Source organism: Mesorhizobium sp. M0292 (assembly GCF_040321695.1).
Lineage (GTDB): Bacteria > Pseudomonadota > Alphaproteobacteria > Rhizobiales > Rhizobiaceae > Mesorhizobium.
Genome location: NZ_JAMYSB010000005.1, coordinates 122,618 through 137,360 on the forward strand (window position 1 = coordinate 122,618; position 14,743 = coordinate 137,360).

Genomic DNA, 14,743 nt, shown 5'->3' on the forward strand with positions numbered 1-14,743 from the left:
TGCCCACGAACCCCATCCATGGTTTGAGGCGACCTTATCCGAGGATCGCTTCCGTCATGCTCCCGCTCATTGCCCTGTTCATTGCCGCCTTTGCTTTCGGCACCACCGAATTCGTCATCGCCGGTGTATTGCCGCAAGTGGCCGACGGCCTTGGCGTTTCGATCCCGACTTCCGGCTATCTCGTCTCCGGCTACGCCGGCGGCATCGCCGTTGGTGGGCCATTGCTGGCGCTCGCCACCAAGGGCATTTCCCGCAAGACGCTGCTGCTTTGCCTGACCGTCGCCTTCACCATCGGCCAGGCCGCTTGCGCGCTGGCGCCCGATTTTACCTCGATGCTGCTCTTGCGCATTGCGGTCGCCGTCGCACACGGCGCCTATTTCGGCGTCGCCATGGTAGTGGCTGTCGGCCTCGTGCCCGAGGACAAGCGCGGCATGGCCGTGGCTGTGATCCTCTCCGGCCTCACCGTATCCAATGTCATCGGCGTGCCGGCCGGCACCGCAATCGGCAATCTCTGGGGCTGGCGCGCCACCTTCTGGGTGATGTGCGCGCTGGGCGTGGTAGCCTTTGCCGCCATGGCTGCGCTTTTGCCGCGCACGACAGGCGCATCAAGGCCATCCGCCAGTCTTGGCAGCGAGGTTCGCGTGCTGGCGCGCCAGCAAGTCTGGACCTCGCTGATCCTGATGCTGACGTTGATGATCGGCCAGTTCGGCCTGTTCACCTACATCACCCCGACACTGCTTGAGGTGACCCATCTCGACGAGAGCCTGATCCCCTGGGTGCTGCTGCTCAACGGCGTCGGCGCCACCGTCGGTGTGTTTCTCGGCGGCAAGCTTTCCGATTGGAAGCTGATGCCGTCGCTGATCACCATGCTTGCGCTGCAGGCGGTGATGTTGGGCGTGATCTATGCCGTCAGCCCCTACCCCGTGCCGATGGTCATCGCCATCGTTATCTGGGGTGGCCTCAACTTCGCCATAGGCACGCCGATCCAGACCCGCATCCTGGCCTGGACGGCGGACGCCTCCAACCTCGCCTCCTCGCTCATCCCCTCCGGCTTCAATGTCGGCATCGCGCTCGCCGCCTCGCTGGGCGCTGCCATGCTCAATGCCGGCTACGGCTATCGCAGCCTGCCGGTTGTGGGCGCTGCCGCCATGCTGGTGGCGGTGGTGGTGGCACTTGCCTCCTACATCTGGGAGGGGCGCAGCCGGGCAGCGCCGCCGCTGCCGGCACCGGCCGAATAGCGTCGGACTACAAATCGATCCGGAACAACAAACTCTCGGCGCCGCCATACGCGGCGTCCTTGATGAACGGACCGACCACACGGCCGCCATTGGCCAGCACCACCTTCTGCGAGGCCGGATTGTCGAGGTCGGTGGTGAGCTCGACATATGGCAAACCAACAGCCCTCGCCTCGTCCAGCATCAGCCGCAGCGCCTCGGTCGCATAGCCTCGTCCGCGCTTCCACGGCACCACGGCATAGCCGATATGGCCGAGCACATGCGACGGCAGTGCGGCCGTACCCGGCTGCCAGCGAAAGCCGATCGAGCCAGCGGCCTCGCCGTCCCAGATCCAGCGCCGGAAGCCCGGCAGCCGCGGCACGGTCGTGCCGTCCGGCAAGGTAATCGGGCCTCCTTTGGCCTCGGGATCGTCGAGGCTGGCAAGGAACGCCGCGGGATCCTCGTCGATCGCCGCAAGTTGCTCGCGCGTCGCTTCCATCAGCCGGACATTGTCCGGCGACCAGCCACGCTCGAGCGCCGCCTTGTAGGAGGGCAGATGTTCGAGCGTGGGTTTGACGATTTCGATTATGGTGGGGCTCTCCGGCAGGTCAAGGCTTGGCTCGCTTAAGCCGGTGCGGACCGTTTCTTGCGCAGAGGTGATGTCCCGCCCCCTGCTCTCCTTCGCCATTGAAGTGGTGTCGGCTCCTACTGCAGCAGGCCTTTGACGATGCCGCTGGCCTTGCCGAAATCCATCTGGCCGGCATATTTCTGCTTCAGCACAGCGATCACCTTGCCCATGTCCTTCTGGCTGGTCGCACCGGTAGCAGTGATCGCTTCGCGCGCTGCTGCAGTCACCGCCGCCTCGTCCAACTGCGTCGGCAGGAAGCCGCGGATGATCTCCATCTCGCCACGCTCCTGCGCCGCCAGTTCCGGGCGCTTGCCGTCCTCGAACGCCTTGGCCGATTCCTCGCGCTGCTTCACCATTTTGGCCAGGATCTGCAGGATCTCCTCGTCGCTGGCGGGGTCCTTGGCCGAGCCGCGATTGGCGATGTCGCGGTCGTGAATGGCGGCCTGGATGAGCCGCAGCGTCGGCAGCCGGTGCTTGTCCTGCGCCTTCATCGCGCTTTTCAGGGATTCGGCGATTTTTGCGCGCATGATGCTTTCTCCTTCGAACGGCGCGGACAATAACCGCGGCCCATCCGCAAAGCAAACGCGCCAAAGCCCTGATATCGTTCGACGAAACAAATGCTCGCCGTTTTTGGCACGGGCATCATTGACCGCTCTGGCGCCTTCCCCTATGTACTCGGCCTTGCACAAGACAAAGAATTGATTCGCGCAGGCTCGAGAGATCGGCCGCGCCGTTTGCTGCGCAGATGGCCCGCCATCGAAGCGCGCAGCGTAACAGGAGCGTCGCCATGGCCGAGATGACCCCCGAACTGACCCCGCCTTGGGCAACCGAAAAGCCGACCGCCGTCCTGGTGCTGGCCGACGGCACCGTCATCGAGGGTCGCGGCCTCGGCGCCACCGGTTCCGCCGTTGCCGAAGTCTGCTTCAACACCGCGCTCACCGGCTACCAGGAAATTCTCACCGACCCGTCTTATGCCGGCCAGATCGTCACCTTCACTTTCCCGCATATCGGCAACATCGGCACCAATGACGAGGACATCGAGGACCTCAACCCGGTCGCCCGCGCCGGCGCCGTCGGTGCGGTGTTCAAGGCCGATGTCACCAACCCGTCCAACTACCGCGCCGGAGCCGGCCTCGACCAGTGGCTGAAGAAGCGCGGCATCGTCGCGCTGTCGGGCATCGACACCCGCGCGCTCACCGCGCTGATCCGCGAAAAGGGCATGCCCAACGCCGTCATTGCGCACGCGCCCGACGGCATCTTCGACATCGACGATTTGAAGCGGCGCGCCGCCGCCTGGTCGGGCCTGATCGGGCTTGACCTCGCCAAGGAAGTCACCTCGGGCCAGTCCTCGGTCTGGCGTGAAACGCCCTGGGTGTGGAACGAAGGCTTTGGCGAACAGGCCGAGCCGTCGATGCACGTCGTCGCCATCGACTACGGCGTCAAGCGTAACATCCTTCGCCTGCTTTCCGGCCTCGGCGCCAAGGTCACCGTGGTTCCGGCCGGTACCGGTTCGGAAGAAATCCTGGCCATGCAGCCCGACGGCATCTTCCTCTCCAACGGCCCCGGCGACCCGGAAGCCACCGGCGACTACGCCGTGCCGGTCATCCAGGACCTGCTCAAGACCGATATTCCGGTGTTCGGCATCTGCCTCGGCCACCAGATGCTGGCCCTGGCGCTGGGCGGCAAGACCGCCAAGATGCACCAGGGCCATCACGGCGCCAACCACCCGGTCAAGGATCATACCACCGGCAAGGTCGAGATCGTCTCGATGAACCACGGCTTTGCCGTCGATGCCGACTCGTTGCCCGAGGGCGTCGAGGAAACCCATGTCTCGCTGTTCGATGGCTCCAACTGCGGTATTGCGCTCACGGGCCGTCCGGTGTTCTCGGTCCAGCATCACCCCGAGGCCTCGCCCGGTCCGCAGGACTCGCACTATCTGTTCCGCCGTTTCGTCAATCTGATCCGCGAAAAGCGCGGCGAGGAACTGCTGGCCGAACGGGTTTGATTTTACAGGTCTTCGCCTAGCCGTTGCCCAGATCGTGATGCTCCGAATAGCCGGAGTTACAAACGCGGCGCGATTGCCCTTGTCTTGGGTCAATGGAATAAACCGGTCAACCGGTCTGTTTGTGACGGCGCGAAGCGACGAAGGCTTCGAGAGCGCCGACGGCATCCCCTGAGCCCAAGCCCTCCTCATCGCTTCGCTTGCGCCGCATTAACGGACGAAGCACACACCTATGGCGGGTTCGAAGTTCGCGCCTGGGTAACCTTACGCCACCGGCCGGCCTTCGCTGGCCTCCAGTATGGCAAACCATTGCTGGCGGTCGAGGTCGATCTCCAGCGCCTTGACCATGGCGGCCAGCCGCTCGGGCTTCATCGTGCCCAGCACCGGCGCCAGCCGCGCCGGATGACGCAGCAGCCAGGCGATGGCGACGGCGGCGAGATCGCCGGCGCCGATCTCGGCAGCCACCGCCGCGATTGCCGCCCTGACCCGCGCCTCGCGCCCTTCCTTGCCGGTGAACAGCAAGCCGCCGCCGAGCGGCGACCAGATCATCGGCGCATAGCCGAGGCGTTGCGCGTGATCGAGGCTGCCATCCACCAGCGCATTGGTCTTCAGCACCGACATCTCGATCTGGTTGGTGGCCAAGGCAAACGGCAGCCGCGAAGCCAGAAGGTCGAACTGCGACGGCGTGAAATTGGAGACCCCGACCGCTCTCACCTTGCCCGACTTGACCAGCCCGGCAAGGGCCGCCGCCGTCTCGTCGGCATCCATCAGCGGATCCGGCCGGTGCAGCAGCAACAGGTCGAGATAGTCGGTGCCGAGATTGGCGAGCGAACGGTCGACCGAGGCGGCAATGTGGGCCGCACTGGTGTCGTAATGCTTCAGCCGGTTCTGAGGCCGGTTGGCCGATGCCAGCATGATGTCGCATTTCGAGATCAGCTCGATGCTGTCGCGCTTGCCCTTCCAGCGCGACAAGCCGGCGCCAAAGGCAGCTTCCACCTGGTAATGCCCGTAAATATCGGCATGGTCGAAGCTGGTCAGGCCGAGATCGACCGCAGTGCCGATCAGCCGCGCGATCTGGTCGGCGTCCGGGCGCGCGGCGTTGTCGAGCAGGCGCCAGGCGCCGAACACCAGCCGCGACAGCGACACTCCGTCCTTGGTTAGCTCTATGCGGCTGTCATGGCTCATATCTGGGCTCCATCTTCCGCAGCGCCGGTGGCAACGCTTCTCACCGCCGTCGGCCTCGCAACTTTCGTCACAAAGACAATGACCGCAAGCGTCAGGAAGCACGCGCCAACCAGATAGGGCGCGCCGCCGAACACCACGGGCGCATTCGGTCCGGTGAACCAGGAAAAGATCGCGGTGTAGAGCAGCGGCGTGATGATCGAGGTGATCGAGAAGATCGACGTCATCGCGCCCTGCAATTCGCCTTGCGCCGACGGCGGCACCTTGGCGGCGGCAAGGCTTCTCAGCGGCGGATCGGCCAGTGCTTCCAGGCAGCCGACGACGATCACCGCATAAATCATCCAGCCTTGCGAGGCGAAGGCGTAGCCGAAGGCGCTGGCCGCCGTGAATGTCAGGCCGATGACCGCCGTCCTCCATTCGCCAAGTTTGGGGATCACGCGCGGCAGCACCGTCGCCATGACGATCGCCCCACACAGGCCGAAGGCGCCGAGCGAGAAGCCGATCTGCTGCTCGCTCCAGCCATAACGATAATTGGACACGAACGACCACACCGCCGGATACATCATGTGGCCGAGCGTCATTAGGAAGAAGGCGAGCCCGATCCAGCCGATGCCCTGATATTGGCGCATCTGCAGCAGCGTGCCGACCGGGTTGGCGCGTTTCCACTCGAAGCGGCGGCGGTGCTTTTCATCGAGCGTTTCAGGCAGGAAGAACATGGCGATGAGGAAGTTCACGAAGGCAAGCCCGGCGGCAAAGTAAAACGGCACTCGCGGCCCGAACGTGCCGAGCAGCCCGCCCAGCACCGGCCCAATGACGAAGCCGACGCCGAAGGCGATGCCGAGCAGACCGAAATTCTTCGCCCGGTTGTCATCGTTCGAGATGTCGGCAATGAAGGCCGACGTCGTCGAATAGCTGGCGCCCGAAATGCCGGCCAGCACGCGGCCGATGAACAGCATCGGATAGGACCAGGCGATGGCGCAGATCAGATTGTCGATCGAGAATGTAAGCACCGAGGCAAGCAGGATCGGCCACCGCCCGAAGCGGTCGCTCAATCCACCCATGATTGGCGCGAAGAAGAACTGCATCGCCGCATAGACGAAGAACAGCCAGCCGCCTTCGATCGCCGCTTCGCTGATGCCGACGCCGGAAAGCTCCCTGAGAAAGGCCGGCAACACCGGCATGATCATGCCGAAGCCGATAATGTCGAGCAGCAGCGTGGTGAAGACGAGCGCAAGGCCCCGCCTGGCGGTTTTGGGGTCGATCATGATGGCGTCTGCTCCCTGAGACCGCCCTTGGGCGGGCGCCCGTTATAGGCGAGGCGCCACTTTGGAACAATAGGAGAACGCCTCAGGCGTTCTCCTCCTGACATCTGTTGCCGGTGGTGAATCGGCCCGCCGACGGATGCGCTTTGGACCGCGGTCGGCTGGAACTTGCGAGCGCCTCAAACCGGACCGGTCAGCGTGTTGCAGTCCGACAGCTTGCCGCTCTTGTAGCCGCGCGCCAGCCAGGTCTGCCGCTGCTGCGACGTCCCGTGGTTGAAGCTTTCCGGCACGACATAGCCCTGCATCTTCTTCTGCAGCGTATCGTCGCCGATCTGCTTGGCGGCGTTGAGCGCCTCTTCGATGTCGCCCTGTTCCAGAATGCCCTTCTGCGCGGTGAAATGCGCCCAAACGCCGGCGAAGCAGTCGGCCTGCAGCTCGATGCGCACCGACATCTGGTTGGCTTCCGCCTCACCCATCGACTGCCGCATCTGGTTGAACTTGGGCAGGATGCCGGTGAGGTTCTGCACATGGTGACCGACTTCATGAGCGATCACATAGGCTTGGGCGAAATCCCCCGAGGCGCCGAACTGCTGGTCGAGCTGCTGGAAGAAGGTGGTGTCGAGGTAGACCTTGTGGTCGCCGGGACAATAGAACGGTCCGGCTGCCGTCGAGGCGGAGCCGCAGGCCGAGCGGATCTGGCCGCTGAACAGCACAAGCTTCGGGTCCTCGTATTTCAGGCCCTGCGACTGGAAGATGCCGGTCCAGGTCTCTTCGGTCTCGGCCAGCACGGTCGCCACGAACTGCTTCATCTCGTCGGAAGCAGGCGTGCCGGCGCCGTCGTCCTGGCCGCCGCTGTTGTCGGTAATCTGGCCACCGCCACCCGGCAGCACGCCGCCGCCGTCGCCGCTGCCCAGGATCTGCGACGGGTCGAAGCCGAAATACCATCCGGCCAGCACCACGAGGACGACCAGCAATATGCTGCCGCCGCCGCCGGTGCGGCCGCCGATCGGGATGCGGAACTGGCCAGGGCTGCCGCCGCCGAAACCACCACCGCCGCCGCTGTCGCTGCGCTCGTCCTCGACATTGTCACTCTGACGGCGGCCCTTCCAGAGCATGGCAACTCCCCGTATGCAAATTTCGGCTGGCTTGGCCGATGTCGTGGCCCAGTCCGACCCAACAGACAATTATCGCAATGGTTGCGCCAAGTCACAGTATTTTTCGTGGCAGCGGCATCGCGTTCGCACTCTGGTCGAGGCGGCATGCGCGCTGTAGCATCCGGTTCGAACGGGGGTGTCGGGGACTTGCGGACAATCGGTCGATTTCTGCTGCTGGCGGTGGTGCTATGCCTCGGCCCGTCGCCGGCGCGCGCCGTGACGCTCGATTCCAGCGTCGCCGTAACCGATCCCGAGACATTGCAGGCGCTTGAGCGTGGCGGCCTCTCGATCAGCCGCCTGCTCGGCCCGGCGCTGGGTCTCACGCGCGAGGTCGACAATCGGGGCCTGTTTTCGGTGCGCGCGCTGACCCCTGTCCGCAACGCCGTAAAGCAGGAGATCGCCGACGAGCCTGCCAATAGCCCCGATCCTTACGTCGCGGCCATGGCCAAGTCGAAGGACACCAGCCAGAAATTCAACCCGAAATACATCGACGATGACGGCTCGACGCTCGACCTGACCGGCGTCGTCAACCGCATGGACCGCGGCTATCTCGGCCACACCGAATGCGGCGAGATCAGGCTGATCTACCGCTTCCATTATTCGGTGGCGGAGAAGCCCACGAAGGGAAAGACAGCGCAACGAATCTCGTCGCGGCTGCCGCTGACCATGAGCCTGGTCTTCAACGCCAGGCCCGGTGAGGCTCACGCCCGCGCTTCGAGAGACCGTCCAAGCGCCACCGCCGTTTCCTGTGCCGAAATCGCCAAGCGCTGGCTCGCCGCCGGCCAGAAGAACCTTGCGCCCGAGCAACTGGCAGCCTGGCTGCGCTCCGACGAAGGGCCGCTCTCCAACGCCATGCTGAATTCGTCGCAGATCATGCGACTTGAGCTGAACATGCAGGTTCTCCGGCTGTCGGCCTCGAGCCGCCGCGACTTCGGTGGCCACGCCGAATATCTCCTCAAGATTTTCAAATGGGACCCAACGACGTCCACCTTCCAGGAATCGAAGATGGAGAACCAGATCGACCGGAAAGTGGTTCTGGCCGACCGGCCGGCCTTCGCCAAATGGCTGCTGACCGACCGCAACCTCTACGACCTCGATCGCGGCCGGCTGGTCATCGACGACAAATTCCTGGCGACCAGCGCCGTCTCGGTCGCACCCGGCGGCATGGCCAGGTCGCAAAACAATATCGCCTATGGGCTGCTCGACGATGCCGACATCGACAAGGCACTGCAGGACTATGTCGCCAAGGGCAACGAGCTGCGCAGCGTGAAATCGGTGGCCGGCTTCAATCTGCGTCTCAACGAAATGACCTGCACCGGCTGCCACCAGACGCACGGCATTGCCGGCTTCCATTACACCGGCGCCGATCCGGCCAGCGAGCCGCGCCGCAACGCCGTCTTCGTCCCCGGCTCGGCGGTGTTCTTCGCCGACCTGCCGCGCCGCCGCGCCATCGTCGAGGACTTCGCCGCCGGCGGCCATCCGGATTTCTCACGCGGCTTCGCCGCCCGTCCGGACGCCAAACTCGCCGAAGCGCTGAAAGGCACCGATCTCTACAATGGCTGGGGGTCGATCTGCTACAGTGGCGAGGATACGAGCTTCAAGGACTGGAACTGCGGCGAAAGCCTGCGCTGCGCCGGCGTCCATGAAAGCGACATCCATCCGGGCTTCGGCACCTGCGTCAGCGAGGCGGCCACCGCAGTCGGCGACCCCGTCGAGTTCGGCGAGATCAAGATGTCGAGCTGGGGCAGCGACAAATATTGCCGCCTGTCGCCGGCCACCGCAAAAGCCTGCGCCATCGATCCGGCGCGCGACAAGAAACCGGTAATCAAGCTCGCCGGCTATGGCGCGGCGCGCCAACGCTATGACAACCCCGAGCAGAAGACCGGTGGCTTTCCCGGGGGCATGCTGCGCAAGGCAAGCTGCGACAAGCTTCCCGACGAGGCGACTTGCGGCCGCCTGGCCAAGACCGGTTTCAACGACTGCATCGCGTCGGGCAAGGACCACAAATTCTGCACCAAGGAATTCACCAAGACCGCCGGCCTGCGCGCCTGCGACAAGGCGCATCCCTGCCGCGAGGACTATATCTGCACCGCCGGCTACGACGATCTGGCCGCAGCCAAGCCTGGCAAGGGCTCCTGCATTCCGCCCTATTTCATATTCCAGTTCCGCGTCGACGGCCATCCGCGCAGTTGGGTGCAGGACACCGAGGAATGAGCGGCAGGTTGCCGCTTGCGAACAGAACTCAGATCTTCTGCTTGGTGCCGGCGCTTTTGCCGTCCGAGCTTTTGGAGCGTTCCTCGAAACGCGCGGCGCCCTTTTTCAGCGCATGGCCGGTTTCGACCTCGGTCTTGCGTTCGTCCTTTGCCGCTGCCTGCCTCAAACCCTCGGCCGCCTGCTTGCCCTTCGCGGTCGGTGCCTGTTCGACGCCCATGTTTTCCTCCTTGGCGCGCAACAATCACGCGCAACGTCAGGAGCAACGAGCCTGACGTGCGGAGGTTCCAGTGGTGCGGCCCCGGCACCCCTCAGCGCGGCGCGATCATCGCCTTGCGAAAGGCTTCCAGCGTCTCGGCGCTGACATGATGCTCGATGCCCTCGGCATCGATGCGCGCCGTCTCGGCGCTGACACCGAGCGAACGCAAAAACGCTTCTACCGTCTGGTGGCGGATGCGGCTCTCTTCCGCCACCTTGCGCCCGGCGTCGGTCAGGAACACACCGCGATAGGGTTTTCTGGAAACGAGCCCGTCGGCGCACAGCCTGGTCAGCATCTTGGCCACCGTCGGCTGGGCGACACCCAGCCGCGCAGCAATATCGACCTGACGCGCCTCATTGCCGTCCTCGATCAGGTCGGCGATCAGCTCGACATAATCCTCGACCAGCGCGCCGCGGCGCGCTTCGCGCTGCTGCCGGAACCCTTTCGAATGAATCTCGGCGTCCGGCAGCGGCTCCTCGCGTCCAACCCGTCTGTGCTTCAGCGCCAACACGCGCTCCTTCCTATCTTTTGACAAGAATCGGCTTTGGGCAAAGCAATCGCCCTTTGCCATTCATAGCACGGGCTTAACTATTCCAGCCGTTTATTTCCATTCCATGGCAGGCGCAACCGGCGTTTGCGATCCCCTGCCGGCCTGCCGGTCGGCGCAACAGGAAGCACATACAATGAAATATAGCCTATTGCATAATGTTGAGCCCTGGCATAGATAGGATGACGTCAACCGATCCACCCAGTGGAAAGCCCTCCATGTCCGAAGCTGACGCTACCTTGGGATCATCCTGGCGATTTGACAGGCCGGAGGACAATCCTCCCAGCCTGCGCGAGGTGAACTCCACGATCGCGGTGCCACAGTCCGGCGTCTGGTTCCGTCGCCTGTTCGCCTTCATGGGACCGGGCTACATGGTCTCGGTCGGCTATATGGATCCGGGCAACTGGGCCACCGACCTCGCCGGCGGCGCCCAGTTCGGCTACACGCTATTGTTCATCATCATGCTGTCCAACCTGATGGCGATCCTGCTGCAGGCGCTTGCCGCCCGGCTTGGCATCGCCACCGGCCGCGACCTCGCCCAGGCCTGCCGCGCCTATTATCCGCGTCCCGTCAGTTTCGTGCTGTGGATCGCCTGCGAACTCGCCATCATCGCCTGCGACCTCGCCGAGGTGATCGGCACGGCGATCGCGCTGCAGCTTCTGTTCGGCATTCCGCTGATCGGCGGCGCGTTGCTGACGGCGCTCGACGCCTTCATCGTGCTGCTCTTGATGAACAAGGGTTTCCGCTATCTCGAAGCCTTCGTCATCGCGCTTCTGATCATCATCTTCGGCTGTTTCGCCATCCAGATCTTTGCCGCTGCCCCTCCGGTCGGCTCGATCCTGCATTCGATGTTCGTGCCGTCGACGGAGATCGTCACCAATCCGGCGATGCTATACATCGCCATCGGCATCATCGGCGCCACGGTGATGCCGCACAATCTCTACCTGCATTCCTCGATCGTACAAACACGCGCCTATGAACGGACCGAAAAAGGCAAGCGCGACGCCATTAAATGGGCGACGACGGACTCGACCATCGCGCTCGTCCTGGCGCTGTTCGTCAACGCCTCGATCCTGATCGTCTCGGCGGTGGCCTTCCATGGCACCGGCCATCAGGATGTCGCCGAGATCGGCCAAGCCTTCGAGCTCTTGTCGCCACTGCTCGGCCTCGGCATCGCCTCCATCCTGTTTGCGGTGGCGCTGCTGGCCTCCGGCCTCAACTCGACGGTTACGGCAACGCTTGCCGGCCAGATCGTCATGGAAGGCTTTTTGCGCCTGCGCATTCCGCAATGGGCGCGCCGGCTGCTGACGCGCGGCATCGCCATCGTCCCGGTGGTGGTCGTCACCGCGCTCTATGGCGAAAAGGGCACCGGCCAGTTGCTGGTCTTCAGCCAGGTGGTACTGTCGATGCAACTGCCCTTCGCAGTCATCCCGCTGGTGCAGTTCGTCTCCGACAAGAAGAAGATGGGCAACCTTGCCATTCCCCGCGGCGTGGCGGTCCTCGCCTGGGTCGTCGCGGCGGTCATCCTGGTGCTCAACTTCAAGCTGCTCTACGACACCGTCTTCGGCGTCGGCTGAGTTTCATTCCCGACCGCGACAAACCGGCCGCTTGCGCTATCTTGATCGCCATCATGACAAGTGTCGAAGACGCCAGGAAATTTTACGCGCAACTGATGGCGGCCAATGCCGGCTCGGCCGATCCGCGCCTCGAAGAGGCGTTCGCCACCGTGCCGCGCGAGGCCTTTCTCGGTCCTGGACCCTGGGCGGTCGTCGCCGGCAGGGCGCTCACCACCGGCAACGGCAAGATCATGACGCCGAGCGCCGATCCTGTTCACATCTATCAGGACGTACTGGTGGCGCTCGATGCCGACAAGGGCATCAACAATGGCGAACCCTCCCTGCACGCCATGTGGATCGGCAGGATCGCCCCCAGACCGGACGAGGCCGTCACCCATGTCGGCGCCGGCACAGGCTACTACACCGCCTTGCTGGCGCGGCTGGTTGCGCCCGGCCCGGTGACCGCCTTCGAAATGGAGGGCGATCTTGCTGCCAGAGCGACAAAGAATCTCGAGACCTACGGCAATGTAAGCGTCGTCCACGGCGATGCCGTCACCGGCGATCTGCCGCCGTCCGACATCATCTATGTCAATGCCGGTGTCGTCGCACCGCCGGCTGCCTGGCTGCGGGCGCTGAAACCCGGTGGCCGCATGATCTTTCCCTGGCGCCCGTCCCAGAGCGTCGGCCTGGCCGTGATGGTGACCCGCACCAAACAAGGTTTTGCCTGCGACCCCTTCATGCGCTCGTGGTTCATCCCCTGCGTCGGCGCCTCGGTCGCCGGTTCGGCGGCCAAAATCCCCGACCTCCAGAAGGCCGCGCGCAGCCGTTCGATCTGGCTGACGTCAGACAGGGCGCCGGACCGAACCGCCACCGCCATCATCGGCGACGTCTGGTTTTCGTCGCAGGCGCTTGGCGGCGGGCGACGGCGGTAGGTACTCTTGTCGGCCGCAGCGTTTTTTTGCCAACGCCTGTCGGGCGGCCGCCGGCCTGTCCGTCCTTAGATCGAAATCCGGCCCTGACGGCGCGGATCCTGGAAAAGGAAAATCCAATGCGAAAGATCATCGCCGCTACCTTCGTCAGCCTCGACGGCGTCATGCAGGCGCCGGGCGGCCCGGAAGAAGACCCGGTTGGCGGCTTCGAGTTCGGCGGCTGGACGTTCCACTACTTCGACGAGGTGGCGGGCGTGGCCATGGAGGAATTGTTCTCTAAGCCCTTCGCCCTGCTGCTCGGCCGCAGAACCTACGACATCTTCGCCGCTTACTGGCCGTACCAGAAAGATGCCATCGGAGATGCCTTCAACCCTGCGACTAAATATGTGGCGACGCATCGGCCGGATTCGCTCACCTGGGAAAATACGCAATGGCTTGGAGAAGATATCGTCGCGGCGTTGCGCCGCCTCAAGAAGGAAGATGGGCCTGACCTGCTCATCCAGGGTTCGAGCGAGCTGATCCAGACTTTGCTCGCCAACGGGCTGATCGACGAGATCCGGTTGATGATCTTCCCGCTGCTGCTGGGCAAGGGCAAGCGGCTGTTCGATGGTGGTGCGATGCCCGCCGCTTTCAAGCTGGTCAAGTCGCAGGCCACTACCACAGGCGTCATCATGGCGACCTACGAACGCGGGGGTGAGGTCAAGGTCGGGTCGTTCGCTACGCAGAAGCCGTCAGAGGCCGAGCTCGAGCGGCGTAAGAACTGGAAGTAACAGGGACAGGCTTGGCACCTTTCCTCTCCCCCGATCGACGGGGGAGAGGAAATGCAAGTTCTGTCAAGCCGCCACAGCCCGCCGTGCCAACCCACCCCGGATATACCGCGCGAACTCCTGCGCTGCCGGCGCCGTGCCGTACTTCGGCAAATGCAGATTGATGGAAAAATTCGGCAGCGGCGGCAGCCCGGCATCAAAAGCCAGGATGTCAAGATCGGCAGGCACGGTGGAGGCCAGCCAGGCGGTGACGGCAAGGTCGGAGCGCACTGTCGCGGTCGTCGCGTCGATGTTGCCGTTCTCGAACACGGTGCGCCATTCCAGCCCGTGCTCGTTCAGCGCCGACAGCACCACCGGGCGGAAGGCGCAGGTGTCGGCGACGATCGACACCGGCAGCGGCCGCTTGGCGCGGGCGACGCCGCCCTTGGCCCCCACCCAGACCAGCCGGTCAATGGCCAGGCACTCACCGGCCGACGGGCCGACCCGTTCCTCGATGACGGCAAGGTCGATGGTGCCGGCCGCGAGGGCCGCGGCAAGGTCCGGCGAAGCCGCACAGAGCAGTGAAATCTCGACCTGCGGATAGGTCTCGGCATAGGCCTTCAGCACCGGCGCCAGCAAAGTGCCGACAAGGTCATAGGGAACACCGAGCCGCACCTGGCCGGCGACCTCGGTGCCCGCCATCTCGGCCCAGATCTCGTCATTGAGGCCAAGCAACCGTTTGCCCTTGCCGAACAGCCGCTCGCCGGGCCGCGTCAGCCGCAAGCCACGCCGGTCGCGCTCGAACAGGCTGCAGCCGAGCGCTTCTTCCAGCCGCTTGATCTGCTGGCTTACGGCGCCTTGCGTCAGATGCAGCGCGTTCGCCGCCGCCGTCATGCTGGCCTTGTCGGCGACAGTGACGAAGGTGCGGATCAGCGCTGTGTCGAGGTTGCGGATCATGGATGGCATTATATCTGCTAATGCCAACCATCGCAAACATTGCATTTACTGAAGTATGCGGAAGTCTACCATTGGGCTTTTGATGAAGGACGCCTC

Annotated in this window: 14 protein-coding genes; 6 read left to right on the forward strand and 8 right to left on the reverse strand. The window is 64.2% G+C overall.

Going from position 1 to position 14,743, the window contains the following annotated elements; translation table 11 throughout:
- Positions 1-56 precede the first annotated feature (56 nt).
- Entirely contained in the window at positions 57-1,238 is a 1,182-nt protein-coding gene (locus NKI96_RS09430) for an MFS transporter (protein ID WP_023672442.1), read from the forward strand.
- A gap of 7 nt (positions 1,239-1,245) precedes the next feature.
- Here NKI96_RS09430 and NKI96_RS09435 read toward each other — a convergent pair whose 3' ends face one another.
- Positions 1,246-1,803 carry a GNAT family N-acetyltransferase gene (locus tag NKI96_RS09435; RefSeq protein WP_023672441.1) on the reverse strand — a complete coding sequence of 186 codons (558 nt, stop codon included), beginning with the start codon at positions 1,801-1,803 and terminating at the stop codon, positions 1,246-1,248.
- 116 nt (positions 1,804-1,919) lie between these two features.
- On the reverse strand, positions 1,920-2,369 hold the full coding sequence (locus NKI96_RS09440; RefSeq protein WP_031197556.1) for a GatB/YqeY domain-containing protein: 450 nt from the start codon (positions 2,367-2,369) through the stop codon (positions 1,920-1,922).
- A gap of 260 nt (positions 2,370-2,629) precedes the next feature.
- Between NKI96_RS09440 and carA the strand changes: the two genes are divergently transcribed.
- A complete protein-coding gene (carA, locus tag NKI96_RS09445; protein WP_081730888.1) occupies positions 2,630-3,847 on the forward strand; it encodes a glutamine-hydrolyzing carbamoyl-phosphate synthase small subunit in 1,218 nt (405 codons plus the stop codon).
- A 261-nt stretch (positions 3,848-4,108) separates the two neighbouring features.
- On the opposite strand, the gene NKI96_RS09450 is transcribed toward carA, so the two are convergent.
- The 3 genes from NKI96_RS09450 to ypfJ form a co-directional block, all read right to left on the reverse strand.
- Positions 4,109-5,029, reverse strand: coding sequence for an aldo/keto reductase (locus NKI96_RS09450; protein ID WP_023749976.1), 921 nt, complete (start codon positions 5,027-5,029; stop codon positions 4,109-4,111).
- Positions 5,026-6,291: a TCR/Tet family MFS transporter gene (locus NKI96_RS09455; protein ID WP_352803888.1), complete on the reverse strand. Its 1,266-nt coding sequence runs from the start codon at positions 6,289-6,291 to the stop codon at positions 5,026-5,028. The genes NKI96_RS09450 and NKI96_RS09455 overlap by 4 nt, the downstream gene beginning before the upstream one ends.
- Positions 6,292-6,467: 176 nt before the next feature.
- Positions 6,468-7,403 carry a KPN_02809 family neutral zinc metallopeptidase gene (gene ypfJ, locus NKI96_RS09460; protein WP_023672436.1) on the reverse strand — a complete coding sequence of 312 codons (936 nt, stop codon included), beginning with the start codon at positions 7,401-7,403 and terminating at the stop codon, positions 6,468-6,470.
- Positions 7,404-7,589: 186 nt separating this feature from the next.
- Here ypfJ and NKI96_RS09465 point away from each other — a divergent pair, with 186 nt between their 5' ends.
- The gene (locus tag NKI96_RS09465) at positions 7,590-9,656 is read left to right on the forward strand and encodes a hypothetical protein (RefSeq protein WP_352594840.1); all 2,067 of its coding nucleotides are present in this window, start codon (positions 7,590-7,592) and stop codon (positions 9,654-9,656) included.
- 28 nt (positions 9,657-9,684) lie between these two features.
- Here the strand turns inward: NKI96_RS09465 and NKI96_RS09470 are convergent, their stop codons facing one another.
- Together NKI96_RS09470 and mntR are read right to left on the reverse strand one after the other, a co-directional pair.
- Positions 9,685-9,873, reverse strand: coding sequence for a hypothetical protein (locus tag NKI96_RS09470; RefSeq protein ID WP_023672434.1), 189 nt, complete (start codon positions 9,871-9,873; stop codon positions 9,685-9,687).
- Positions 9,874-9,964: 91 nt separating this feature from the next.
- Complete coding sequence (gene mntR, locus NKI96_RS09475) at positions 9,965-10,420, reverse strand: manganese-binding transcriptional regulator MntR (RefSeq protein ID WP_023683789.1); 456 nt, start codon at positions 10,418-10,420, stop codon at positions 9,965-9,967.
- A gap of 257 nt (positions 10,421-10,677) precedes the next feature.
- Between mntR and NKI96_RS09480 the strand changes: the two genes are divergently transcribed.
- The 3 genes from NKI96_RS09480 to NKI96_RS09490 all read left to right on the forward strand — a co-directional run bounded on the left by NKI96_RS09480 (position 10,678) and on the right by NKI96_RS09490 (position 13,714).
- On the forward strand, positions 10,678-12,036 hold the full coding sequence (locus tag NKI96_RS09480; protein WP_023672432.1) for an Nramp family divalent metal transporter: 1,359 nt from the start codon (positions 10,678-10,680) through the stop codon (positions 12,034-12,036).
- A 53-nt stretch (positions 12,037-12,089) separates the two neighbouring features.
- Positions 12,090-12,947, forward strand: a complete 858-nt coding sequence (locus NKI96_RS09485; protein WP_023697070.1) for a protein-L-isoaspartate O-methyltransferase family protein — start codon at positions 12,090-12,092, stop codon at positions 12,945-12,947.
- Between the two features lie 116 nt (positions 12,948-13,063).
- Entirely contained in the window at positions 13,064-13,714 is a 651-nt protein-coding gene (locus NKI96_RS09490) for a dihydrofolate reductase family protein (RefSeq protein WP_023731609.1), read from the forward strand.
- A gap of 63 nt (positions 13,715-13,777) precedes the next feature.
- Here the strand turns inward: NKI96_RS09490 and NKI96_RS09495 are convergent, their stop codons facing one another.
- Positions 13,778-14,656 (reverse strand): LysR family transcriptional regulator, encoded by an 879-nt coding sequence (locus tag NKI96_RS09495; RefSeq protein ID WP_444848984.1) that lies wholly within the window; start codon positions 14,654-14,656, stop codon positions 13,778-13,780.
- Positions 14,657-14,743 lie beyond the last annotated feature (87 nt).